The organism is Vitreimonas sp., from assembly GCF_035627415.1.
Taxonomy (GTDB): Bacteria; Pseudomonadota; Alphaproteobacteria; order Caulobacterales; family Aquidulcibacteraceae; genus Vitreimonas.
Map to the genome: position 1 here is coordinate 1 of NZ_DASPLU010000019.1, position 22,111 is coordinate 22,111.

24 protein-coding genes are annotated in these 22,111 nt (G+C 65.1%); 12 read left to right on the top strand and 12 right to left on the bottom strand.

Going from position 1 to position 22,111, the window contains the following annotated elements:
* The coding region (gene dnaG, locus VEA80_RS11645; protein WP_325060914.1) for a DNA primase at nt 1–1,900 on the top strand (1,900 nt) is incomplete at its 5' end.
* A gap of 39 nt (nt 1,901–1,939) precedes the next feature.
* Nucleotides 1,940–3,988: an RNA polymerase sigma factor RpoD gene (rpoD, locus tag VEA80_RS11650; RefSeq protein WP_325060915.1), complete on the top strand. Its 2,049-nt coding sequence runs from the start codon at nt 1,940–1,942 to the stop codon at nt 3,986–3,988.
* Here the strand turns inward: rpoD and VEA80_RS11655 are convergent.
* Nucleotides 3,985–4,632 (bottom strand): hypothetical protein, encoded by a 648-nt coding sequence (locus VEA80_RS11655; protein WP_325060916.1) that lies wholly within the window; start codon nt 4,630–4,632, stop codon nt 3,985–3,987. The two genes, rpoD and VEA80_RS11655, sit on opposite strands and share 4 nt — an antisense overlap.
* A complete protein-coding gene (locus VEA80_RS11660; protein ID WP_325060917.1) occupies nt 4,629–5,456 on the bottom strand; it encodes a hypothetical protein in 828 nt (275 codons plus the stop codon). Before VEA80_RS11660 ends, VEA80_RS11655 begins: the two co-directional genes overlap by 4 nt.
* A gap of 383 nt (nt 5,457–5,839) precedes the next feature.
* Between VEA80_RS11660 and VEA80_RS11665 the strand changes: the two genes are divergently transcribed.
* Complete coding sequence (locus tag VEA80_RS11665; RefSeq protein ID WP_325060918.1) at nt 5,840–6,199, top strand: hypothetical protein; 360 nt, start codon at nt 5,840–5,842, stop codon at nt 6,197–6,199.
* Between the two features lie 24 nt (nt 6,200–6,223).
* On the opposite strand, the gene VEA80_RS11670 is transcribed toward VEA80_RS11665, so the two are convergent.
* A complete protein-coding gene (locus VEA80_RS11670; RefSeq protein WP_325060919.1) occupies nt 6,224–6,484 on the bottom strand; it encodes a DUF2798 domain-containing protein in 261 nt (86 codons plus the stop codon).
* 31 nt (nt 6,485–6,515) lie between these two features.
* Nucleotides 6,516–6,989 carry a DUF2938 domain-containing protein gene (locus tag VEA80_RS11675; RefSeq protein ID WP_325060920.1) on the bottom strand — a complete coding sequence of 158 codons (474 nt, stop codon included), beginning with the start codon at nt 6,987–6,989 and terminating at the stop codon, nt 6,516–6,518.
* A gap of 66 nt (nt 6,990–7,055) precedes the next feature.
* Here VEA80_RS11675 and VEA80_RS11680 point away from each other — a divergent pair, with 66 nt between their 5' ends.
* On the top strand, nt 7,056–7,517 hold the full coding sequence (locus VEA80_RS11680; protein WP_325060921.1) for a helix-turn-helix domain-containing protein: 462 nt from the start codon (nt 7,056–7,058) through the stop codon (nt 7,515–7,517).
* Nucleotides 7,518–8,214: 697 nt separating this feature from the next.
* Here VEA80_RS11680 and VEA80_RS11685 read toward each other — a convergent pair.
* Together VEA80_RS11685 and VEA80_RS11690 are read right to left on the bottom strand one after the other, a co-directional pair.
* Nucleotides 8,215–8,496 carry a hypothetical protein gene (locus VEA80_RS11685; protein WP_325060922.1) on the bottom strand — a complete coding sequence of 94 codons (282 nt, stop codon included), beginning with the start codon at nt 8,494–8,496 and terminating at the stop codon, nt 8,215–8,217.
* A 100-nt stretch (nt 8,497–8,596) separates the two neighbouring features.
* Complete coding sequence (locus VEA80_RS11690; protein WP_325060923.1) at nt 8,597–9,805, bottom strand: hypothetical protein; 1,209 nt, start codon at nt 9,803–9,805, stop codon at nt 8,597–8,599.
* A gap of 148 nt (nt 9,806–9,953) precedes the next feature.
* Here VEA80_RS11690 and VEA80_RS11695 point away from each other — a divergent pair, with 148 nt between their 5' ends.
* Nucleotides 9,954–10,154 (top strand): DUF2905 domain-containing protein, encoded by a 201-nt coding sequence (locus VEA80_RS11695; protein WP_325060924.1) that lies wholly within the window; start codon nt 9,954–9,956, stop codon nt 10,152–10,154.
* Nucleotides 10,155–10,171: 17 nt separating this feature from the next.
* On the opposite strand, the gene VEA80_RS11700 is transcribed toward VEA80_RS11695, so the two are convergent.
* Both VEA80_RS11700 and VEA80_RS11705 read right to left on the bottom strand, forming a co-directional pair.
* Nucleotides 10,172–10,777 (bottom strand): TIGR02466 family protein, encoded by a 606-nt coding sequence (locus VEA80_RS11700; protein WP_325060925.1) that lies wholly within the window; start codon nt 10,775–10,777, stop codon nt 10,172–10,174.
* 146 nt (nt 10,778–10,923) lie between these two features.
* Nucleotides 10,924–11,253 carry a hypothetical protein gene (locus VEA80_RS11705; protein ID WP_325060926.1) on the bottom strand — a complete coding sequence of 110 codons (330 nt, stop codon included), beginning with the start codon at nt 11,251–11,253 and terminating at the stop codon, nt 10,924–10,926.
* 101 nt (nt 11,254–11,354) lie between these two features.
* Here VEA80_RS11705 and VEA80_RS11710 point away from each other — a divergent pair, with 101 nt between their 5' ends.
* Nucleotides 11,355–11,936 (top strand): TetR/AcrR family transcriptional regulator, encoded by a 582-nt coding sequence (locus tag VEA80_RS11710; RefSeq protein WP_325060927.1) that lies wholly within the window; start codon nt 11,355–11,357, stop codon nt 11,934–11,936.
* On the opposite strand, the gene VEA80_RS11715 is transcribed toward VEA80_RS11710, so the two are convergent.
* Nucleotides 11,933–12,397: a DUF1203 domain-containing protein gene (locus tag VEA80_RS11715; RefSeq protein WP_325060928.1), complete on the bottom strand. Its 465-nt coding sequence runs from the start codon at nt 12,395–12,397 to the stop codon at nt 11,933–11,935. The genes VEA80_RS11710 and VEA80_RS11715 overlap by 4 nt on opposite strands.
* 81 nt (nt 12,398–12,478) lie before the next feature.
* On the opposite strand from VEA80_RS11715, the gene VEA80_RS11720 reads away from it, so the two are divergent.
* Nucleotides 12,479–13,105, top strand: a complete 627-nt coding sequence (locus tag VEA80_RS11720; protein ID WP_325060929.1) for a VOC family protein — start codon at nt 12,479–12,481, stop codon at nt 13,103–13,105.
* Here VEA80_RS11720 and VEA80_RS11725 read toward each other — a convergent pair.
* Nucleotides 13,102–13,584: a hypothetical protein gene (locus VEA80_RS11725; protein ID WP_325060930.1), complete on the bottom strand. Its 483-nt coding sequence runs from the start codon at nt 13,582–13,584 to the stop codon at nt 13,102–13,104. The two genes, VEA80_RS11720 and VEA80_RS11725, sit on opposite strands and share 4 nt — an antisense overlap.
* 83 nt (nt 13,585–13,667) lie before the next feature.
* Between VEA80_RS11725 and VEA80_RS11730 the strand changes: the two genes are divergently transcribed.
* A complete protein-coding gene (locus tag VEA80_RS11730) occupies nt 13,668–14,276 on the top strand; it encodes a carbonic anhydrase (RefSeq protein ID WP_325060931.1) in 609 nt (202 codons plus the stop codon).
* A gap of 100 nt (nt 14,277–14,376) precedes the next feature.
* Nucleotides 14,377–16,041 carry an energy transducer TonB gene (locus tag VEA80_RS11735; protein WP_325060932.1) on the top strand — a complete coding sequence of 555 codons (1,665 nt, stop codon included), beginning with the start codon at nt 14,377–14,379 and terminating at the stop codon, nt 16,039–16,041.
* A gap of 15 nt (nt 16,042–16,056) precedes the next feature.
* Here VEA80_RS11735 and VEA80_RS11740 read toward each other — a convergent pair whose 3' ends face one another.
* A complete protein-coding gene (locus VEA80_RS11740; protein ID WP_325060933.1) occupies nt 16,057–17,979 on the bottom strand; it encodes a pilus assembly protein in 1,923 nt (640 codons plus the stop codon).
* Between the two features lie 76 nt (nt 17,980–18,055).
* Nucleotides 18,056–19,861 carry a ubiquitin-activating E1 FCCH domain-containing protein gene (locus VEA80_RS11745; protein ID WP_325060934.1) on the bottom strand — a complete coding sequence of 602 codons (1,806 nt, stop codon included), beginning with the start codon at nt 19,859–19,861 and terminating at the stop codon, nt 18,056–18,058.
* A 157-nt stretch (nt 19,862–20,018) separates the two neighbouring features.
* On the opposite strand from VEA80_RS11745, the gene VEA80_RS11750 reads away from it, so the two are divergent.
* From VEA80_RS11750 to VEA80_RS11760, 3 genes are read left to right on the top strand one after another with little or no spacing between them, the layout of a single operon-like run.
* On the top strand, nt 20,019–20,924 hold the full coding sequence (locus tag VEA80_RS11750) for an SPFH domain-containing protein (protein ID WP_325060935.1): 906 nt from the start codon (nt 20,019–20,021) through the stop codon (nt 20,922–20,924).
* Nucleotides 20,925–20,928: 4 nt separating this feature from the next.
* Complete coding sequence (locus VEA80_RS11755; protein ID WP_325060936.1) at nt 20,929–21,114, top strand: Arc family DNA-binding protein; 186 nt, start codon at nt 20,929–20,931, stop codon at nt 21,112–21,114.
* Complete coding sequence (locus VEA80_RS11760; RefSeq protein WP_325060937.1) at nt 21,114–22,001, top strand: CPBP family intramembrane glutamic endopeptidase; 888 nt, start codon at nt 21,114–21,116, stop codon at nt 21,999–22,001. Before VEA80_RS11755 ends, VEA80_RS11760 begins: the two co-directional genes overlap by 1 nt.
* Nucleotides 22,002–22,111 lie beyond the last annotated feature (110 nt).

The window sequence follows — 22,111 nt, forward strand, 5'->3', positions numbered from 1 at the left end:
GCGTTTTTCCGACACCTTGCTCCGACAGGTGCGCGATCGGGTTTCGATTGCGGATTATGCCGGCAAGCGCTTGTCCTGGCACAAGCAGAAGAGCCGCCCGTCCGCGGGCGACTTCTGGGCTTGCTGTCCGTTCCATCAGGAAAAGAGCCCCTCCTTCCACGTGCTGGACCAGAAGGGCCTCTTCAAATGCTTCGGCTGCGGCGAGAAGGGCGACGTCTTCACGCTGGCCATGAAGCTCGAAGGCTTGAGCTTCCCCGAAGCGGTCGAAAAATTCGCCGAGATCGCCGGCGTCCAGTTGCCGAAGGACGATTACGAAGACCGCGGCGAGAACGATAAGCGCAAGCGCCTCTACGCCGTCGCCGCCGCCGCCGCGAAACTGTTCGCCGCCGCCCTCCGCTCCTCCGGCGGCGCCGATGCGCGCAAATACCTGCAAGGCCGCGGCTTGAGCCCCGAAGACTGGGAGCGCTTCTCGATCGGCTTCGCGCCGGACGAGTGGACATGGGGCCTCGACAAACTCAAAGCCGAAGGCTTCACGCTGGAAGAGATCGTCGGCGCCGGCGTGGCGCGCGAGGGCGAGGACGGCAAACGCGCGATCGACACCTTCCGTGGCCGCATCACCTTCGAAATTACCGACACCGCCGGCAAAGTGATCGGCTTCGGCGGCCGGGCGCTCAGCAAAGACGCCAAGGCCAAATACATCAACTCGCCGGAAACCGCGCTCTATTCGAAGAGCCGCGTGCTCTACCGCATCAAGCAGGCGCGCGAATTGCTGGCGAAGACGAAAGCCGAGGGCCTCGTCGTCGGCGAAGGCTATCTCGACGTCATCGCCTTCGAGCGCGCCGGCATCGCCGCCGTCGCCCCCTGCGGCACCGCGCTGACGGAAGATCAGCTGCAATTGCTCTGGCGCTCCGGCGGCGAACCGGTGCTGTGCCTCGACGGCGACAGCGCCGGCCAGCGCGCCGCCGAGCGCGCGCTCGATCTCGCGCTGCCGCATCTCGCCCCCGGCCGCACCCTCCGCATCGCCCACGCCCCCGCCGGCCAGGACCCCGACGACATTTTCCGCTCCGGCGGCGCCGACGCGCTCGCCGCCCTCGTCGCCGCCGCCTCGCCCGCCTCCGACGCCCTGTTCGAACGCGAGAAGAACCGCCGCCCGCTCGACACGCCCGAAGCCAAGGCCGCCTTCCAGGCCGCGCTGAAAGAAGCCGTCGGCAAGATCGCCGACAAGGACACCCAGCGCGCGTATTTCAGCGAGCTGATGCGCCGCGCGAACGAGGCGGTTCGCCCGCCGCGCCAGCCCTGGACGCCGCGCCTGCCCGGCCAAGGCGGCGGCTTCGGCCGCAACGCCCCGCCCCCGCCCGCCACCGCCGAGCTGAAGGCCCACGAAGCCGCCCCCCGGCCCCGCCCCTGGGCCGAAAACTTCATCCGCGCGGCAATCGACTACCCCGGCGTGCTCGCCCGTTTTTCCGACTGGATCGAGCGCCTCCACGTCGCCGATCCGGACCTCGAAGCCATTCGCAGCGCCATTCTGGAGCTCTCGGGCGCCGAATTCGGCGCCGAAACCACCGCGCCCGGCATTGACCGGAACCGCCTCAGCCTCCATTTGACCCGATCGGGTCAGGAACGCGCGGCGGCGCGCCTTTCGCGTTGGCCGAAGCCCCGACCGGCGGCGGACAATGGTGAGCTCGAGGGCCAATGGTTGGCGCTCGCCACGCGCGAAGTCGTGTTGCCGGCGATCAGGGAGGAACTGGCGGAATTGAAGCACGCCGCGGCCGAGGGCGACGACGCCGCCTTCGTCCGCTTCCAGGCCCTCTCCCGCGAAGCCCGCGCCATCGAGGCGCGCGCCCGCGACGCGAAGGACATGACCGCCGACACGGACGATGCAGACGGCCTAGTCGCCTAACTTTTGATGCCTATTTCCATTGGGAAGAGCCAAGTTTCGATGAGCAAGACCGAAGAAACAGCGACGGAAGAGAAGGAAGCGCCGGACGGCCCGATCCTCGACCTCTCCGACGCCGCCGTGAAGAAGATGATCAAGGCCGCCAAGACGCGCGGCTTCGTCACGCACGAAGAGCTCAACAAGGTCCTTCCCAGCGAAGAATTTTCCTCCGAGCAGATCGAAGACGTGATGTCCCAGCTCAACGAGATGGGCATCAATGTCGTCGACAATGAAGAGGAAGGCGAAGCCGCCGAGGAAGAGGGCGCCAAGGGCACGGCCGTCGCCGCCCGCGAAGACGGCAAGCCGCCCGTCACCAACACGCGCGAAGACGCCGACCGCACCGACGATCCGGTGCGCATGTATCTGCGCGAAATGGGCAGCGTCGAATTGCTCAGCCGCGAAGGCGAAATCGCCATCGCCAAGCGCATCGAGGCCGGCCGCGACGCCATGATCCGCGGCCTCTGCGAAAGCCCGCTCACCTTCGAAGCCATCATGGTCTGGCGCGACGAACTGCGCGAACAGAAAATCCTGCTGCGCGACATCATCGATCTGGAAGGCACCTATTCGGCCGAGATGGGCATCGTCCCGCAATCGGCGCCCGGCGTGAACGCCGACGGCCTGGTCGATCCCGAAGCCGCGAAAATCGAAATCGCCGAAGCCGAGCGCAAGAAGGCCGAAGCCGCCGCCGCGCGCGCCAAGCCGCAATTGGGTGAAGACGGCGAAGAAAAAGATCCGGGCGAAGCCGCCGCCGAAGCCGATAGCGATTCCGAGTTCGACGACGAACAGGCGATCTCGATGTCGGCGATGGAAGCCGAGCTCAAAGAGGGCGTCATGTCGACGCTCGACAATATCGCCGAAGCGTTCGGCCAATTCCGCAAGCTGCAGGAAAAGCGCATCGAGCTCCGCCTGCAGGGCAAGTCCCTGCCCGGCGCCAAGGCCGAGACCTACGACAGCGCGCAGAACACGATCATCGAAGAGCTGAAGAAGCTGAAGCTCAACAATGCGCGGATCGAGAGCCTCGTCGAGCAGCTCTACGCCATCAACCGCAAGCTCATTCAGCTTGAAGGCAAGCTGATGCGCCTCGCTGAATCCAACGGCGTGCCGCGCGGCCAATTCCTCGAAGCCTATCAGGGCCACGAACTCGATCCGAAATGGGCCGAGAAGGTCGCCGCCAAGTCGAAGGCCTGGGCCAAGTTCGTCGCCTCCGAGACCGACGAGATCGCCGACCTGCGCTCCGAAATCGGCGTGCTGGCGCAAGAGACCGGCGTGCCGATCGACGAATACCGCCGCATCGTCCACGCCGTGCAAAAAGGCGAGCGCGAAGCGCGCCAGGCCAAGAAGGAAATGGTCGAAGCGAACCTCCGCCTCGTCATCTCCATCGCCAAGAAATACACCAATCGCGGCCTGCAATTCCTGGATCTGATCCAGGAAGGCAATATCGGCCTGATGAAGGCCGTCGATAAATTCGAGTACCGCCGCGGCTACAAGTTCTCGACCTACGCGACGTGGTGGATTCGCCAAGCCATCACCCGCTCGATCGCCGACCAAGCGCGCACCATCCGCATCCCGGTGCACATGATCGAGACCATCAACAAGCTCGTGCGCACCTCCCGTCAGATGCTGCACGAAATCGGCCGCGAACCGACGCCGGAAGAACTCGCCGAAAAGCTGGGGCTCCCGCTCGAAAAAGTCCGCAAGGTGATGAAAATCGCCAAGGAGCCGATCTCGCTCGAAACGCCGATCGGCGACGAAGAAGATTCACACCTCGGCGATTTCATCGAAGACAAAAACGCGATCCTCCCCGTGGACGCCGCGATCCAGTCCAACCTCCGCGAAACCACCACCCGCGTCCTCGCCTCGCTCACCCCCCGCGAAGAACGCGTGCTCCGCATGCGCTTCGGCATCGGCATGAACACCGACCACACGCTGGAAGAAGTCGGTCAGCAATTCAGCGTGACGCGCGAGCGGATCAGACAGATCGAAGCGAAGGCTTTGCGCAAACTGAAGCACCCGAGCCGAAGCCGGAAGCTGCGGAGCTTCTTGGATAATTAGTGAGCGGCCAGGGCCTGCCGAATCGCCGCTTCATGGTCCAGCAGATGATGTGAGTAGGTCTGATCGAGCTTCGTCTCGATCAGATTTCGAAATGACGGCACATTTCCAACATGCTTCGCCAGGGCGAGCATGAATTTTCCTCGTGAGCTCGCGACCAAGTGCGTAAACAACGAGCCGGTTGCAGGCGCCAGAACGGCTTCAGCGTAGGGGTCACCGACACGAGCGATGATCATCTCAGTTTGCTCAGCTCGACGTTTACTCGATGAGCGCAACACTGTCCTGAACGCAGCAGCAGCACGTTCTTCAAACATCGTTGCAGTGCTATAGCTCGCGAGCACCGCGTCAGTGTCGGTTGAAAAACTAAGAAGCGCCCTCAGCAAAAATGCGACCCGTTCTTCTTTTGGCGACGCTGTAAAAACATAACGCGCGAACGCGGCTCTATCTGTCTCAGTAAATCGCGGCGACGCATCAATTTCATCTTCAAACTCCATGCCGTCGACGTTCTGTCCTTCAAGCTCAAGGTCCGCGCGACGAATTCCGCGATAAAAGGTTTTCGGGTTGCCACCTGCAAGTTCAGCAAGTTTGCGTACGTCCGTGGTGTCGGCCGTAAGAAGAAGGACCACTTTTTCCAGCCAGTGGGTCATCTGGTTTCTTGCGCAATGACGCTAGACAGCGTGATGACGCCAAACGGATCCTCGATCGAGTCAAATTCGAGACCCGTTTCAACAAGGCGATCGCGGATATACGAAATCGCCGCCGCCATTCGGTTCTTCTCTCCCTTCTGCCCCTTAAGAGAATCCCAGACCGTCTGATCTTTGAGAGCAAGGTCTTCGATTAGTAGGTCTTCTCGTCGGCAGCGAACCTCGACGCGAACCGCACCAGCAATCTCGTGACTACCATCGCGCTCGTCCACCAACGTCAGCCTCGGTGCTTCAGCGGCTTTCCACGGTCTTCCCACAAGCTGTTTGTTAGCGATCGGCTCAAGACGCCAACGATGATGGCCCTCGGAGGTCTGAGAGTGCGTGACGACAAAGGCCGTCACCTCGGATGTTAGCTCAACGTCAGACTTTTGTCTCACAGCTTGCGTCGCCTCAGCTGAGGCGCTCATGCTCGCCGAAGGCGCCGCTGGCGAAACGGTCACCGCAAACCCACCGCCGAGCCGGCCTTGCGCTTCTTGTGCAAACGACTTTCTGACTCTCCCTTGCGTGTCAGGCGCATCTCGCGAAACAGACATGACGTCGACAGAAATGGGTTCAAGTTCGGGCACCACAACGATCAACTCAGCCTGCCGCAAGCTCAACCGAAAACGAACTGGCGACTCCTTTTCAGCACCGATCCGCGCCGTCCCGAACACCACGTCGGCGTGAAGGTCCACTCTTCCGCCTGTTTCGGAGAATGGTTGATGCCACGCATCGACGGTGACCACGTCTGAAAAAGCTCTGGTCTTGTTATCGGAGCCGCCCGCCATCGCCAATCCTCCCGCCGGCATCCCGGACTCCCAAAACTTCGGCTTCCACGGGTCAAATCAAGGCCCCTATCGTACACTCGACGGCTCACCCGCCTTCAAAATCGCGGTCCGTACAAATCTATCTCACACCTCCGGACCCGAGCGATAATCCCTCCGTCCGCACACGGGAAATTTCTGAGACGTCCAAAACTTTGAAACGTGCTGCGGCACACAAATCGTCAGAGCCGTCATTCCGGACGCGCGCTTTGCGCGCGATCCGGAATCCAGGGGATCGTAGCGCGCGACGTCTGCCCCTGGTTTCCGGGTTCTCAGCTTCGCTGAAGCCCCGGAAGGACGAAGCGCCCGTCGTGTGCCACGCTACGCCTCCCTCGGGGGAGGCAAACATGGGCAGAGCGATCCACTTCCTGTCGAAGATCGCGGAAAATCTCAAACCAGAGCCGCCGAAAGGCAGCGGCGTTTGGCTGAGCGGCTATTGGGACGCGCGCGGCGCCTTCGATCCGGCGCAACTGCCCGGCGCCTGGATCATCCTGCACAAACCGACCAAGGCGCAGACGTCTTATCACGGCGGCGAGATCATCGAGGTGCTCGACGAACATCGACCCGAGTTCGCGCGTACCGATCGCTACATCATTCGCTATGCGTTCAATCCCGCCGCGCGCAACGTAACGTGGCCCAAAACCGGCCGCCACGACACCAACGCCTGGTGCAGCGGCCTCGTCGATTGGCCCGATGCGCCGCGCTGACGCAGCGCGGCGCATCGAAGCGCCTCACCGCCCCGCCGGCTCCACCACCAGCGCCACGAACCGCCGCACCAGCGGCAGCACCAGAAACAGCGTCGGCAGCGCGATCAGCCACGAGGCTAGCCACGCTGTCGGCCAAGCGGAAAAGAACTCCGCGCTCGGCCCCAAATTCTTCACCGTCGCCACGGCCGAGACGATCATCGACATGACAATCGAGAGCGCCACCGGCATGACGATTCCCGCGTAGCGCGCCGGCAAACGGCGCGAGCCCGAATGAGTTTGAGACATACATCTACTCCTTGTTGTGAAACTGCATTGCTCATTGAAAGACGAGAAGGCGCGCCAGGCCGGCGCAATAGAGCCCGAGGCCGAACAGCGCGTGCGTGATCAGGCTGCGCTGGCGCGCGACGCTTGGATCGGGCGTGCGCGAGGCGAAGAACCCCGCGCCCATGCCGGGCTGCATGATGAGAAACGGCGCAAGCACCGTACCGACGCCGATCAGCATCGCCGGCATGAAGCGCGGCTGATCCGCCCAGCCGGGAAACGCCAGCAGCAGCAGCGCAGCGTAGCCGACGCCGATGAGATAATGCGCACCCCAGCCGATCAGCGCCTCGCCTGCGACCGGCGCAGCCTGCGCAATCGCCTCATGCGACTTGCGTCCGCGCGCGGCGTGCGCCAGCCAGCGGCCGACCAGGCCATAGTCAGGAGACGGCGCGCCGAGCCGGGCCCGCACCACCGACGCGAGATCCATGAACGCCGTAGCGCCGGCGCCGATCACGATCGCGTTCAACATAAAGCGCCTCCATCTCTTGCAAAGCCATGTCCGGATGCTACGACTTCAAGTTCACTTGAGGTCCAGATGAATTTTCCGGATATCGCCGAGGTCGCCCAGCGCACTGGCGTGCCCGCATCCACGCTGCGCTTCTATGAGGAGAAGGGCCTCATCGCGTCAGTGGGGCGAAAGGGCCTTCGGCGCCAGTTCGACGCCGCCGTGTTCGAACGCTTGGCGCTGATCGCGCTGGCGCGGGCCGCCGGCTTTTCGTTGGAGGAGATCGCGGCCCTGTTTGCGCCCGAGGGCCGGCCTCAGATCAATCGGCAGGCGCTCTCGGCGAAGGCGGACGAACTCGACCGCACCATTGTTCGCCTCCGGGCAATGCGAAACGGCCTCCGCCACGCCGCCGTCTGCCGCGCGCCCAGCCACTTCGAATGCCCCACCTTCCGCAGACTGCTCGCCGCTGCGGCTGCCGGCGCCATCCGCGCACCCGAAACCAGCGCGCAAAAGCGCGCTGCGCCCAAAAGCGGCCGGAGAAGGAAGACGTAGACGCAAGAGTCGAACCCTCTTGCGCAATCTATCCGACACTTTTCGACCGCTAAGTCTTTGGCCGCAAACACAAAGCAAAGAAACTTATCCGCCCCCTCCAGACCTGGCGTATAATGCATGCGCTCTCACACGAGAGGATTTCGAAGAGCTCCGAAGCTTTGAAATGTGAGCGCATCGACCGGCGCGGCAGGCGTCGCTTCGATGGAAGTCTGAGGCAACTCGAACGCCCATCGTTGAGGAAGTCCGCGGACGCGGGATGTCGAGAGGGCCTTCACAGAAGGTACGACGCATCTTCGGGTTCGTAGGACGAAGCGAACGAGGTCTGCATTGCCTGCGGGGCGTGAAACCGCAGGGTCCAGAGTTTTTTCGGAAAACTCTGACGCGCTGAACCGGCTCATGGCCATAAGGAGCCAAGGCCCCTGCGTGCTCTGTGCGTTGGTGAGCCACAAACTCCTGGTCGCCAATCCGGGACAAACGGCCGATCCGGGGCGCGTTCGACGCGCAGCGTTGTTCGAGCGATCGAGCATCGCACACTAGGCACTACCCCAGCGCGTCCGACGCGCCCCGCCTCTCATTAGGGGCAGTAGGCAGTGGGCAGTAGGCAGTAGAAATTTTGAGCACCGGTGTCCGCCGGCGCACCAACGCGCCTATTGCCTGCTGCCCACTGCCTACTGCCTCAAGCGCGCGCAGCGCGCGCTCATGGCGTCGTCTGCTGCTGTTGCTGCGGGTCGCCGCCTTGTCCGGGCGGGGTTTCGCCGGTCGTCGCCGAGCCGCGTCCGCCTTCGGCGCCCGGCGATGTCGTCGTCTGCTCGCCGATCTGGCTCGGATAGGTGTTGCCGAGATCGCTCTGCGGCAGCGGCGTGTCGCCGGTTTCGGTGATCGCGTCCGGCACATCGGCGGGATCGGCGTCGGTCTGGTCGTCGCTGCAGGCCGCGAGCGCGCTCGCAGCCAGCGCGGCCAAAGCAAGGTGGAACTTCATGTTCGACGTCCTGGGCTCATTTCTGGCGCGGAGACCGATCTCCGCGGGAACTCATGAGCGTCAACGCGCGCCGCGCGCTCCGGGTTCGCGTTCCAGCGCCTCAGCGGATCTCGAGCACCGAATTCTGCGGCGGCGCGACCGCTTCGCTCGATTGATTGAAAGCAAGCATGCCGACCAGCAGTTCGAGCACGGTGCCGGACATGTCGCCGTAAGCGCCGGTGCGGCACGCTTCGAGATCGCCTTCGACGTAGCAAAACCGGTCGTTCGGCGCGCCGGCCGAATAGCGCCGTCCCGCATACGTCACCGTCGCCGCATAGCTGCGCTCGGTTTCGTCATTCGCTTCGACGATACGGAAAAGCGGCGCACGTTCGTCGGCCCAGAGCGGCATGCCGGGCGCGGTGACGCCGAGACGCGCCGCGCGCTCGCCTTGCCCCGCGCCCCGCGCATGCGGATCGGGACGCATCAAGTGCCCGACATAATAGATCACATCGTCGAGCGACCGCAGCGCCATCAGGTAGCGCTGATCGCCGACGACGATCTCGACCGGACAGGAGGGATCGGCCTCTCTCGGCGGCGCCGCGCGCGTCTGCTGCGCCGGCTCCGAACCCGGCGCGACATAAACCGCGAACGCCCCGCAGCGTCCGTCCGCCGGCGTCGGCGCGGCGATGCGTTCGGCGCGCGAAAGCTCGAGCGCCAGCTGGCGCATCGCCAGCACGAAGGCGCAACCGCCTTCGTCGCGCCCGCCGCTGCAATCCTCGGAGATCGTGCCCGGCGTGTTGCGCAGATCGCGCGCCGCGCCGCCGTCCGCGGGCATGATGCGCACGCGATCGACCAGCAGCATCAGCAGCAGATCCGGATTCCAGCCGGAGTCCCAATAATACCGGAACACCAACGGATCGGTCGGCCGCAGCACGAGATTGGCGAACTCCTGCGTCGCGAACGGCGCGACCGAAAAATCCGGCGCCTGCGGTCGCGAGCGCTCGAAGCCGAACTCGCCTTCGCCCCAGCTCTCGCCGATCTGATCGAGCGCGACGCCGCCAACGGTGATCGAGGCGCCGCTAGAGCCGCCGGTCTGGGTGAAGCCGCTCATCGAAGTGTATTGGCGCGGCTGGCGGTCGGCCGCGCGCATGACGTTCAAAAGCACCTGCGCGGTGATGGTCCCGCGATAGGCCTCGTTGAAGGCGATGGCGTCGTCGACGATGCGGCGCGCCGTCGCCTCGCGGCGGCGCTGCTGATGCGCCTCGCTGACGGCGCAGGCGGCGAGCCCCAGCGCCAGCACCAGACAAGCCAAACCGCGCGCGAACCGCATCTTCCCCTCCGCAGCGCCGAGCCTTCCGCCAGCACGGCGCGCTTGGCAAGCGGGCGCCCACGGCCGCATGTCCGCTGCTCGCGCCATGCGCGAACTTCGGCGGCTGCGAATGTGTTAGCCTCGCGAGGATTGGAGAGAGCGCCCGTCCATGTCCCGCTTCCTGATCGTTCTCGGGATCGTCATTCTGCTCGCCGGCCTCGCCTGGCCTTGGCTGTCGAAGCTCGGCCTCGGGCGCCTGCCTGGCGACATCGTCGTCCGCCGCGAGGGCTTCAGCTTCTATTTCCCGATCGTCACCAGCTTGCTGCTGAGCGTGCTGCTGTCAGCTTTGTTCTGGCTGTTCCGGCGCTAGGCGCGGCCGCCCGCCGGTTACCAGCTATAATTGAAACTGATGCTGACGCGCGCCTTCTTGGCGTTATTGGGCGGCACTTCGTGGCGGACGAAGCTCTCCCACATCAGCACGTCGCCGGCCTTCGGCTGAACGTAGACGAAGCTGCGCTCGCTCTCCGGCGCATCCTCGCGCCGCGGCGGCGCCGCCATCATCAGCGGCAGGCGCGGGTCTTCCAGCTTCAGCGCCGAGGCGCCCGGCGGCGTCTCGACGTAGTACGTCCCGCTCAGCACCGAATGCGGATGAATATGTCCCGTGTGCGCCCCGCCCGGCTCGAGCACGTTGATCCAGATCGAATCCAGTTTCAGCCGCCGCCCGCCAAGCTCGAGATGGAGCACGCGCGCGAATTTCGTCGCGTGCTTATCCAACACCCCCTTGAGTGCGTGTATGTTCGGATCGCGCTTGGCCAGATCGTTCAACGAGGCATAGGAGGTGTAGCCGCGATAGCCTTTTTCCTTGCTCCACGCCTGTCCCGCTTCGTCCTCCGCCGCGATGGCGCGGCACGAGGCGAGCAGCGCGCGATTGTCCACCCCCTCCACCGCCGCCCGGTAGAGCTTGGTGACGAACAAGGGCGCGATTTCACTCATCCGCGCCGCTTACGTCGCCGCGCGGATGAGGCGCAATCGCTTTCGCCAGCGCGCACAGAAAAGCGCTCCCGCCGCGAAGCGGGAGCGCCAGGGAGAACGTGTTTCGCGGGAGGCAAAAACACGTTGGGCAAACTCGAGGGAGGAGTTTACTCGGTTGCGGCGGCGGGTTGCGCCGAAGCGGTCTGGATGGCCGGGCTGATCGAGGCGATCGTCACTTCACCGCGATTGCGGGCGACGTCGCAGCGGACGTTCTGCAGGTCGCCGTCGCGCCAGACATCGAGTTCGACGCGGATCGAAGTGCCGCGGACGCGAACCTGGTCGAGGCGCACGTCGGCGATGTCGAGGCCGGCTTGCGAAGAGACTTCGGCGCGGCAGAGGCGGATCGCCTCGGTGCGGTCGCTCACGTCATCCGCGGCGGCGACGCCGGGGATCGCGAAAGCGGCCAAAGCCATGGCGGACATAAGAAAATTCTTCATTGTACCCTCCGGGGAGATGAGGCGACCGGCCAACTATGACGACCGGTCTATATTTTCCATATCACTAGACCGGTCGTCATACAAGTGATATCTTCGTGTCCATGGCTAGAGTTTCATCCGCGCGCGAGGACATGCTGTCGGCCGCCGTCGAGCTGTTCCGAGAGCGCGGCTACGAGGGCGTCGGCGTCGCCGAGCTGCTTTCCAAATCCGGCGCACCGCGCGGCTCGCTCTATTTCCACTTCCCTGGCGGCAAGGAGCAGATCGGCGCCGAAGTGGTCGCCCGCGTCGGCGCCGTCGTCGCGGCCCGTTTTCGCGAACTTCACGAAAGCGGCGTCGACATCGACACCTTCATCGAGCGCGTGTTCAAGACAACGGCGAAGGAATGCAAGGAGCGCCAGTACAAGGCGTCTTGCCCGATGGCGGCGATCGCCACCGGTTTCGGCAACGACAATCCCAAGCTCGCCGCCGCCGTCCGCACCGCCTTTTCGTCATGGGAAGCGGAGATGCGCAACGCCGCGCAGGCGCGCGGCATGAGCGAAGCCGACGCCACCGTGTTCGCTTCGGCCATGCTGGCGGCGATGGAAGGCGCCTTCGTCACCTCCAAGGCGCTGGAAAGCTCGGCGCCGCACAAGAACGCCTCGCGCGCCATCCAGGCGCTCGCGGCGGCGCTCATGCCGCACTAGGCGCGCTCGATCGCCGCCGCAAAGCAGCCGCGCCGGGCGTAATGCGCGTGAATGTAGGCCACGTCCGGATTGGAGAAAAAGCGCTCGATCAATGCCGCCGCGTCCTTGCCGTCCGCCAAATCCGCTTCGATCATCATATGCTGCGCACCGAAACCGCGCAGCGACAACGTACGCCGCGCCAAGGCGGGCGCAATTGCGTTCAGATAATTGGCGCGCTTCGTCGTCTCGCGCACGAAGATCGGCCCCTGCTGACGGTACGGCGTGTCGGCAGGCTGATGCGTGTGATTGAGCAGGATCACGGTTTCGCCAACCGCGGCGTCGTCGAGCGCAATCCGGCAAGGCGCGGCGTGTTCGCTTTCGACGCGGATGCGCCGGGCGCCTTTCGCTTCCAGCGCCTCGTCGGTCAGAGCATGCAGGTCCGCGAACAGCGCCGCTTCAAGTCCAACGATGCGAAATCCCATGGCAACTCTCCTGAGGCCGATACTGCCTGTTTCGGCGCCGCAGCGCTGGCCGGTTTCGGACCTTGTGCTAAGCAAATCCCGATGCGCCTCAACCAGATCACCGCGGCCGCGACCGACCTCGACCGATCGATCGCGTTCTACCAGCTGCTGGGCCTGCGGCTGATCGTGAAAAGTCCCCACTACGCACGCTTCGAGCTGCCGCGCGGCGAAGCGACGTTTTCCTTGCATGCGGCCGACGGCCCGATCCCGCGCGAGAATGCGCCGCAACTCTATTTCGAGTGCAATGACGTCGACTTCGAAGTGCGGCGCCTCAGACAGGCCGGCGTCGTCATCGAACGCGCGCCGGCGATGCAAAGCTGGCTCTGGTACGAGGCATGGCTGCGCGACCCAGCCGGCAACGCAATCTGCCTCTACAATGCCGGCGACAATCGCCGCTATCCGCCCTGGCGCAGCGATCCTGCGCCTGACGCGAAGAACCTGCATCTCGTCATCCGCGACGGCGAATATTGGGCGGTCGTGAAAGCAGACGGCGAAGAAGCATGGCGTTCGCTGCAGGCGCGCTACGGCGACTACAAGGCCTCGCTCGGCCCGTTCGATCTATATGCACTGCTCGCGCTGCTCGAAGCGGATTGGCCGGATCTCTATCTCGCACATGAGCAAGCCATCCGCACTTTCGCTGCGGCCGACGAGCAGACCATGGAATTCTAGAAATCGCCCGGCCCGAGTTGAAACATCGACGCCAGACCTATCGTGCCGACGAAGGCAATCACGGCCAGAATCGCCAGCGCCCCGATCACCAACAGCACCAGGGCGCCGATCCAGGCGACACGCGCCATCGTCAGCGCCGTTTCATCGCCCTGCGCCCGCGCTTGATTGGCGCCGATCACGCCCAGCACGAACGCAGCGATTGTCGGCACGAGCGGAATGATGAAGCCGAGCGCAAGACAGCCCAGCGCCACCGCGCTCAGCACGAAGGACGAAGAATGCGATTGGCTGACGCTCGCGGCGCCGCCCGGCACAGCGAACACGCCGCGCGCCTGGCCGCCCTCTTCCATGAAGTCGACGACCTGGCCGGCCACCGGCGTTCCTGTCGAGCGCCATTCGCTCAGTGGAAAGTCGAGCCGCCGGTCGTCGACCGCGAGCAGGACGCCGCGGCCATCGTGCACGCCGAGAATTGTTCCACGCATCGTGCTGTTTTGTCCCACCCGGCGCCGCAGCTCAAGCCCGACAGGCCCTTGCCCTCGCGACGCAGCTTCGCTTCAACGGCGCCATGCAGCAGCTGATCGAAGGATATCGGGTCTACCGCAGGACGCGCTGGCCGGAACTGCAGAGCCTGCATCGGGAGCTCGCGGAGCGCGGCCAATCGCCCAAGACGCTGGTGATCGCCTGCGCCGACAGCCGGGTCGATCCGGCCACGATTTTCAACGCCGGGCCGGGCGAGCTCTTCGTCGTGCGCAACGTCGCCAATCTCGCGCCGCCGTTCGAGGACACGCCGGGGCGCCACGGCGTCAGCGCAGCGATCGAGTTCGCAGTGCTGCAGCTCAAGGTGGAAACCATATTGGTGCTTGGTCACGCGCAATGCGGCGGCGTCGCCGCCGCGCTACAGGATCGGCCGCGCGATCCGGCGTCGTTCCTGGACACCTGGATCGGCCTCCTCGACTTGGCCAAATCCCGGATCGAACCGAGCTGTGAACATCCGCACACCGCGCTCGAATACGAGTCCATCCGGGTCACGCTGGAGAACCTCGAGACTTTCCCGTTCGTGGCCAAAGCCGTGCGGGAGCGCGGCCTTAAGCTTGTCGGCGCCCGCTATGGGGTAGCCGACGGCAGCCTCGAACTGCTGGATGCAGCTACCGGTCGGTTCGAACCGGTGGTTTGACGCGAATTCACCCCATTTCTAGGCGATCCCCGTACCGCGGCGCCATGTTCCATGCTATGCGCCAATTCGGGACCTAAGAGCCGGGGGCGCAGGAGACGTCATGGCGGACGTACTCATCGTTTGTGTCCGCGAGGACGAGCCTCAAGCGAAGGCCCTCGCAGAAATGTTCGAAGCGGCCGGTTTTTCGATCGGCGGCGCGCCCTCCAATGACGCGGCGCTGCGATCGAGCGGCGCCGGCGTCGTGGTGTGGTCGCAAGCCTCGATCCGTTCGCGCCCCTTTCTCGATGCGGCCCAGCGCGTCATCAACGCGAACAAGGCCATCGTCGCGAGCCTGATTGAGCCGCCGCCGCCGTCGAGCATCGGCAATTCACCGGCGTTCGATCTCTCCCATTGGGATGGCGATCCCAACGATCCCTCGCTCGATCCGCTGTTCTTTGCGGTCGACCGGATGGTGAATTCGGCCCGCGTCGGCGCGCCAGCGCAGGACGTTTACGAGCCGGCCGAGCCTGTGCAGCGCGCGGCGGCGCGTCCGGCCCCCGCGCCGGCGCCTGCGCCGCAGCCGGCGTTCCGGGCCCCGCCGCCTGCGCCCGAGCCCGCGCCCGATCCGCTCGGCACCGAGGCCGAGCACTGGCGCGCCATCCGCGACAGCCGCAATCCGACGGACTTCATGGACTATCTCGCGCGCTACGGCGCGCAGGGCGCGTTCGCAGAAGTGGCCGAGCTCCGCCTCAAGCAGCTCACGGCCGAGCCCGCGCAGCGCCCAGCGCCAACGCCCCGCCCAGCGCCTACGCCGCGCCCCGAGCCGCGGGCCGAAGCGCCGCGCCGCGAAGCCGCGCCGCCGCCGCGCCGTCCTGAACCGCCGCCGCGGCGGGCCGAAGCCTTGCCGCCGCCGCGCCGCGCCGAAGCGCCGCCGCCGCGGCGCATGCCGCCGCCAGACCGCACGTACGATCGCGCCGATCTGCGCGATCCGCCGCGCGAAGGGGGGGCGCTGCGCGCCTTCATCCTCATCGCGCTGCTAGGCGGGGCGGCGCTCGCCGGCGGGCTCTATTTCGGCGGCGGTCTGGGCGACCAAGCCAATGCGCCGCAAGAACAGACACAAGATCTCGGCGGCTCGGCGCCGCTCGACGTGCCGAGCGAAGTGCCGCTCGAACCCACCGGCGCCGATGCGCTCGACGAGCCGCCGCCGCAGCCGATCCAGGTTGCAACGCGCGTCGATCCGCCCGCGCCAGCGCCGACGCGCGAACGGGAAGTCGAGCGCACTCAGCCTCAGACGCCGGCTTCGACGACGACAATCTCCAGCCCGCGCAGCGGCCCGATTTCGCTGACGCCGGGCGCCAGCTCGACGCAACCGGGTTCATCCGGCGGCTCAAGCACCGTTGTGCCGCTGTCGCCGCCGACGGCGCCGCCGCAAAGCGGGCCGACACAAGTGGCGTCGACGCCCGTACGGCCGACTGAATCGCGCGCCGCTGCGCCGCCGGGCACGGTGCGATGGGCGCAGCGCCCATCCGCGCGCCGCATTTCCGACCTCTACCCGCAGCGTGCGCTCCGCCAAGGCGTGGGCGGCCGGGTGACGATGGATTGCGTGGTGCAGCCCTCGCTCGAAGTGACCTGCAGCATCGCTTCGGAATCGCCCGCGGGCGAAGGCTTCGGCCGCGCCGCGCTGAGCGCCTCCAGCTCCTACCGCGCGAGCCCGACGCTATCGAATGGCCAGAGCGCGGTCGGCGCGCGCACGCGCATCGCCGTCAGCTTCCAGGCGCCGCAATAAGTCCGGGTCAAGCGATCAGCGCGTCAGGCGCAGCGAGCCAATTCCGGTGCCGATGGTGCTGAACGCCTCGGAGAGTTCAGCAGCGCTGTCGGCGCGGAAGAAGTGCTCCTGACTGGTGGCGCACGCTCGCATCATGTTCACGGTTGCAGAGTCGGTCTCGCGGAAGATGACCGTGTAAATCTCGATGCCGGCGTTCTTGATGTTGGTGCACAGCTGCGCCTGGCGGTTGTTCACGTAGGTGACGTAGCTGTTCGAGGAATTGATGTTGCGGCGGAACTGCGAGGGCAGCACGCCATGCAGCACGCCGAACAGCAATTGTGTGATCAGATTGCCGCTGGCGTGGTTGCGCCAAAAGCCCATGTAATTGTAGGCCGAGTAGTCGCCTTCCATCACCGCGTCCGTGCCGACATTGGTGTTCTCGCCGTCGGACATCAGCACGATCACTTTGCGCACGTCCGGGCCGTACGGCGCGCCTTCGGTGAATGGCGCTGTCGGCGACAGCACGCGCCAGCCCCAGGCCAAACCTTCCGCCTGATTGGTGCCGCCGCCCATCCAATGCTGCATCGCCGCGATATTCGACTGGATCGTCGCGTCGTTCGAGGTCAACGGCACGATCGGCGTCGGGCAGCCGCGGTTCGGTCCGCGCGTATCGGGCGCGCTGTCGTCGACCGAGGCGCTGCCGCCGCGATACTTGAACACGTTGAAAAAGCGAGCTTCGCGTCGGGCCTGATGCGACGTGCCGTCGTTCGACGACATCGTGACGATGACCGTTTGCGTGGACGGCGGCGCCCCATTTGCGTTTTGGACGATGGCCCTCGTCGCTGAGCGCAGATCACCCGGTGTGTCGCTCAGATAGGATTGGTTGTTGTTCCGATAGTTGGGTTGCGTGGTGTTGTTGGAGCTGCCCTGCCCCGCCGTGCCGCCAGTGTCCATCCAGAAGTACGGCACGAACATGGTCGCGGGGGTCGCCGGGTTCGGAGCGGCGTCGGAGATATCGTAGGGCTCGGGGCGCGCTTCGACGCAGCCTTTCCAGTCGACGTTCGAGATGAGATCGAACAGCGTGAAGTGATTGACGCCGTCACTGGGCGTGAATGCATAACAGCGGCTGCCGTCGCGGCTCCAGGTGACGCGGTACGGGCCCGTATACGCTTCACTCCCGCCGGTGTTCGGATTGTCGAAATACGGCAGGTTGGAAAGCGCTTCGCAGTTCGATCCCGTGAACAGGTGGTTCGAGGTCTCGTTGCCGGTGGTGTTGCGGTCACGGAAGCCGATCATGCGGTCTTCGAGGATTTCACCGTTGAGAGGCGCCGTGCCGGCCTCGTCCATCCAAGCCCGATGACTCTGCTGATTGCCGATATTGACCTGCGCCACGAACGGCACCAGCGCGACGCGCACGGTGTCGCCGTCGAGCCGCAGCAGATCGTCGGCGAGATCGGAGGCGGCGTCGCGCAGCGCCTGCATGTCGTTCGCCATCGAGCCGGTGTTGTCGAGCACCAGCGCGACTTCGATCGGCGGGCTCGCGTTGGCTTGCGCCTCGGCGGAGGCGGCCAGAGTCCAGTCCTGATTGTTGATGATGCGCGCCAGAGAAAGCGGCATCGGCATGCGGGCGGTGACACGGTGGCCGCCCTCTTCCAGTTCGACGACATCAAAGTGTACGTTCTGGGCCAAATCGCCCATCTCGCCGTCGAAGAAGGCGCGCGCGGCCGCGGTGCGCTGGGCCATGGTCAGATTGGAGCTGCGCTCCGCCACCAGCGCCGCGCCGTCGATCGCGTTCTGCATCTGCGATCGGATCGCCTGGGCGCGCGTGAAATCCACGGTGATGCCGATGAGGCCCACCAGCACCGCCCCCATCAACGCCCACATCATCGCGACGTTGCCGGTGCGGTCAGTCAGCATCTGCTTTGCAGATCGACGCCGGCGCAGCTTGCCCGAGCCCATGCCCATTCTCCCGAATGAGCACCCTAACGCAAAGTTATTAACACCCTTACGCCGGCGTATGGTGAAGCAATTGTTGCTATCGTGTGATGCGCAGCTGCGAGATCGAAGCGGCGATGGCGTCGAAAGCGGCGATCAGTTCGTTACCGTCGTTACTGATATAGGCGTGCTCCGAGCTGGTTGCGCATTCCTGCATCAGGTCGACGACATTCTGGTCGCTGCCGATCTCGAAACCGACTGTGTAGATAATGACGCCGGCGTCCTTCATTTCTTCGCAGAGCTCCTCGGCCTGATCGAAAGGATCGCCGTTGGTCGCGTCGCAATTGATGCGTTCGGACGCCGAGCCTGCGCCATTGTTGGAGTCGCGGCTGATGACGCCATTGCAATAGCCGGTGTTGAAGGCGCCGTCTGTCATCAGCACGACGATCTTCAAGGTCTCCGGCGCTGTGTAGGCGGCGCCCTGCGATCCCGCCGGGAAGAGCGAGGCCCATCGCGGCGAGATCATGTACCAGCCCCAGGCGAGGCCAATGTGGCCTGCAGTCGAGCCTGCTGCCTGGAACGAAGAAATGCGCGAATTTAGCAGAGTGCGGTCCGTCGTCAGCGGCGTGATCGTGGCGCTTGGGCAAGGATTGGCGCTGCTGGGGTAGTTGGTCCCAACCGGCGCGGCGGCTGGCGCCGCATCGGTGTAGGCCTCCGCGCCGAGCCGCTCGCTCACGCAAGTGCTGACGCGGAAGATCCGTTGCGCACCGTTGTAAGCGTTGTTGAACGCATTGTATTCGCAGCCGGAGACGACGCAGTACGCATCCCCACCCGAACTAAAGGCGCTGTAGTTCGTGTGCGTACCCTGCAGGGTGAACGTGTCGCCGGTGACGGCGGTGATCGTGTAGATGTTGCTGTTCAGCTGCGTCATGCCGCCGACATTGCGGAAATAGACGCGGGCATTGACGCCAAAATTGTGGTCGTTCTCGGTGGTGACGACGACGGAGCAGGTTGCGTTGAAACAGCGGCGGAAACGGCCGCCCGATGAGTATTCGCTGTAACCGCTGCTGTTGACGCCGGCCAGACGAAAGTTGTTCGCGGTCACGTTGGAGACCGTGAAGATGCGGTTGTTCACCTCCGTCATGCCGCTGACGTTCCAGAAGTACACCGTGTCGCCGTTCGACAGTCCGTGCCCGTTCGACGTCACGACCGCGGGGTTGGCGCGCGTGATGGCGGAAATGTTGCGCGTGACGCCGTCGTTCCAGGCGGCGTTCTCTATGTCATGGGCGCCGACAATCGCGCCGCGCGCGGCGTCGGCGTACGTTCCCGCGTTGACGCCCATCGAATAGGGAACGAGGGCGACCTTGGAGTAGTACGGTGTCTGCTCGTCGCGGACGACGGTGTTCACCAGATTGGTCGCCGCGGTGCGAAGGTCCGAAATACGCGTGCCGGACATGGAGCCGGTCACGTCCAGCACCAGAGCGATTTCGAGATTGTTGCCGCTGCGCTCGGCTTCGGAGACGACGTTGAGCGTCCAGTTCTCGTTGTTGACGATGCGCGCGAGGCTCATCGGCATCGGCATAGTCGCCGTGACCTCGACTTCATTGTCGCCAAGATCTCGGATCGTCAGGGTCGCGTTCTGCGCATGCGCCCCCATTTCGGCGTCAAAAAAAGCGCGCGCTGCATCGTGGCGCTGCGCTTCCGTCTGGGCGTCGCCGCGCGCGGCGGCGAGCGCCGCCCCATCAACGGCGTTCTGCATCTGCGCGCGCAACGCCTGGGCGCGCGTGAAATCGACAGTGAGTCCGACCAGGCCCACGAGCACGGCGCCCATCAGCGCCCACATCATGGCGACGTTGCCTGAACGACCTCGCGCGAAGGCGCGGCAGGGTGACTGGCGGTTAAGCATTTTCACGCCCAAAAACTGAGACTTAGCGTCGCTGTTTTGCGGCGATCGCCGTTAAGACCTTCTTTGGAAACGAGGTGAACGGCTCCGATTTCGCTTGCGGTAAGCGCTTTTGCGCTATTATGATGATATCACTTTGATGGCACCGGGAAGGTATGTCATGACCGCTCAAGCGCTCAATCACACGCAGGAACGACGGGCCACGACTTCGAACGGCGGGCTCATTCTGGTGATCCTGCTCGTTCTGCACGGCTGGTTCATCTGGGGCCTGATCGCCTCGATCGGGGCGGCGGAGGCCGGCGCCGACCCGGGCTACAGCATCATCGCCTATGCGCTCGGCCTGACGCTCGCCGCCTTCGCCCTCGCCGGCTTCTATACGCTGCAGCCGAACGAGGCGGCCGCCATCACCCTCTTCGGCAATTACAAGGGCACCGACCGCACGCCGGGCCTGCGCTGGATCATCCCCTGGTACGGCCGCAAGAAGATCAGCCTGCGGGTGCGCAACGTCACCGGCGAGAAGCTCAAGGTGAATGACAAGCGCGGCAACCCGATCGAGATCGCCGCCGTCGTGGTGTGGCGGGTGACCGATACGGCGCAGGCCTTGTTCGACGTCGATGAGTACCAGACCTTCGTCGATATCCAGATCGAAACCGCCGTGCGCGAGATCGCCTCGCACTTCTCCTACGATCAGGCCGAACATGACGAGCCGACGCTTCGCGGCGACGCCGACCAGGTCTCGGCCCTGCTGCGCGAGAAATTGCAGGAGCGCGTCTCCGTCGCCGGCGTGGTCGTGGACGAGAGCAAGCTTTCCCACCTCGCCTACGCGCCGGAAATCGCCAGCGCCATGTTGCGCCGCCAGCAGGCGGAAGCCGTGCTCGCCGCCCGCCGCTACATCGTCCAAGGCGCGGTGGAGATGGTGCAGCATGCGCTGGAACAGCTCAGCGAACGCGAGATCGTCGTTCTAGACGACGAACGGCGGGCGACCATGGTGTCGAACCTTCTGGTCGTGCTCTGCGGCGATCGCGACGCCCAGCCGGTGGTGAACGCGGGCTCTCTCTACCAGTAGGACTGTGGCATCCGAACGCAAAGCCTTCGCGCTGCGTCTCGACCCAGCGCTCCACGACGCCATCGCTCGATTGGCGAATGCGGAATTGCGCAGCGTGAACGCAGAAATCGAGTTTCTGCTGCGCGAAGCGCTGAAGGCGCGCGGCGTGAAGATCGAGCCGAAGCGGGCCGACCAAGACGGGGGTGAGTGATGTCGACGACGAAGAAGTCCGCGATCTTCCTGGCGGTCGCGTTCGCCATCAGCTGGGCGATCACGATCGGCGGCCATTATGCGGGCCTGAAGGAGTCGCTCGGCTTGGCTGGGCCGATCCTCCTGCTGAGCGCGATGATGACGGGGCCGGCGATCTCGGCGCTGATCTGCGCTTTCGCGTTCGAAAAGGGCCGCCGCGTCGATGCGCTCGGACTGCGCTTCAGGCCGAACATCTGGTGGCTGCTGGCCTGGGCGATTCCGATCGCGCTCGCGGCGGGCTCAGTCGTCCTCACCCTCGTGCTGTCCGACCGCACCTTTGTCGACATTGGCGAAGCGAGCCGGCAGGCGGCCGAGGCGCAAGGGCAGGATTTTTCGCAAATGCCGCCCTGGCTCACGAGCTCCGCCTTCATCGTCATCCTGGCGATCACGCTCGGCGCCCTCATCAATGCGCCGATCCTCACCTTCACCGAGGAGCTCGGCTGGCGCGGCTACCTGCACGATCTATGGCGGCCGTTCGGCTTCTGGCGGGCCTCGCTCGGCACGGGGTTCGTCTGGGGACTGTGGCACGCGCCGGCGATCTTCTTCTACGGGCTGAACTATCCCGACAACGCCGCGCTCGGCATCGGGCTCTTCACGCTCTTCTGCATGCTGCTGTCGCCGATCCTGACGCTGGTGCGCGACCGCGCCGGTTCCGTGTGGGCCGCGGGCATCTTCCACGGCGCCTTCAACGCGGTCGGCGGCCTCACGCTCGGGATGGTGAGTGAGCCGATCTTCCCGTGGAACGGCATTGTCGGTATCGGCGGCTTTCTGGCGCTGGCGATTGGCGTCGGCGCCGTCTTCCTGATGCAGCGCAACGCGAGAGCGCCGGCCGCGCAGGCTGCGACCTGATGCCGTGATCCGCGGGCGGCGGGGCGGGCTTGTCCGCCCGCGCCCCTTCCAGTAAGCACGCGCGATCCCCTCTTGGATCGATTCTGAGCCGCTGAAAGCGGGCGGAGACG

Bases quoted from the DNA above. Each gene is read 5' to 3' on its own strand.
- VEA80_RS11720 (WP_325060929.1), top strand. From the start codon at position 12,479: ATGCGCCTCAACCAGATCACCGCGGCCGCGACCGACCTCGACCGATCG.
- VEA80_RS11725 (WP_325060930.1), bottom strand. From the start codon at position 13,584: ATGCGTGGAACAATTCTCGGCGTGCACGATGGCCGCGGCGTCCTGCTC.
- VEA80_RS11675 (WP_325060920.1), bottom strand. From the start codon at position 6,989: ATGTTGAACGCGATCGTGATCGGCGCCGGCGCTACGGCGTTCATGGAT.
- VEA80_RS11735 (WP_325060932.1), top strand. From the start codon at position 14,377: ATGGCGGACGTACTCATCGTTTGTGTCCGCGAGGACGAGCCTCAAGCG.
- VEA80_RS11655 (WP_325060916.1), bottom strand. From the start codon at position 4,632: ATGACCCACTGGCTGGAAAAAGTGGTCCTTCTTCTTACGGCCGACACC.
- VEA80_RS11705 (WP_325060926.1), bottom strand. From the start codon at position 11,253: ATGAAGAATTTTCTTATGTCCGCCATGGCTTTGGCCGCTTTCGCGATC.
- VEA80_RS11660 (WP_325060917.1), bottom strand. From the start codon at position 5,456: ATGGCGGGCGGCTCCGATAACAAGACCAGAGCTTTTTCAGACGTGGTC.
- VEA80_RS11680 (WP_325060921.1), top strand. From the start codon at position 7,056: ATGAATTTTCCGGATATCGCCGAGGTCGCCCAGCGCACTGGCGTGCCC.
- VEA80_RS11730 (WP_325060931.1), top strand. From the start codon at position 13,668: ATGCAGCAGCTGATCGAAGGATATCGGGTCTACCGCAGGACGCGCTGG.
- VEA80_RS11750 (WP_325060935.1), top strand. From the start codon at position 20,019: ATGACCGCTCAAGCGCTCAATCACACGCAGGAACGACGGGCCACGACT.
- VEA80_RS11690 (WP_325060923.1), bottom strand. From the start codon at position 9,805: ATGCGGTTCGCGCGCGGTTTGGCTTGTCTGGTGCTGGCGCTGGGGCTC.
- VEA80_RS11670 (WP_325060919.1), bottom strand. From the start codon at position 6,484: ATGTCTCAAACTCATTCGGGCTCGCGCCGTTTGCCGGCGCGCTACGCG.
- VEA80_RS11740 (WP_325060933.1), bottom strand. From the start codon at position 17,979: ATGGGCTCGGGCAAGCTGCGCCGGCGTCGATCTGCAAAGCAGATGCTG.
- VEA80_RS11745 (WP_325060934.1), bottom strand. From the start codon at position 19,861: ATGCTTAACCGCCAGTCACCCTGCCGCGCCTTCGCGCGAGGTCGTTCA.
- VEA80_RS11695 (WP_325060924.1), top strand. From the start codon at position 9,954: ATGTCCCGCTTCCTGATCGTTCTCGGGATCGTCATTCTGCTCGCCGGC.
- VEA80_RS11715 (WP_325060928.1), bottom strand. From the start codon at position 12,397: ATGGGATTTCGCATCGTTGGACTTGAAGCGGCGCTGTTCGCGGACCTG.
- VEA80_RS11665 (WP_325060918.1), top strand. From the start codon at position 5,840: ATGGGCAGAGCGATCCACTTCCTGTCGAAGATCGCGGAAAATCTCAAA.
- VEA80_RS11685 (WP_325060922.1), bottom strand. From the start codon at position 8,496: ATGAAGTTCCACCTTGCTTTGGCCGCGCTGGCTGCGAGCGCGCTCGCG.
- VEA80_RS11710 (WP_325060927.1), top strand. From the start codon at position 11,355: ATGGCTAGAGTTTCATCCGCGCGCGAGGACATGCTGTCGGCCGCCGTC.
- VEA80_RS11700 (WP_325060925.1), bottom strand. From the start codon at position 10,777: ATGAGTGAAATCGCGCCCTTGTTCGTCACCAAGCTCTACCGGGCGGCG.
- rpoD (WP_325060915.1), top strand. From the start codon at position 1,940: ATGAGCAAGACCGAAGAAACAGCGACGGAAGAGAAGGAAGCGCCGGAC.
- VEA80_RS11760 (WP_325060937.1), top strand. From the start codon at position 21,114: ATGTCGACGACGAAGAAGTCCGCGATCTTCCTGGCGGTCGCGTTCGCC.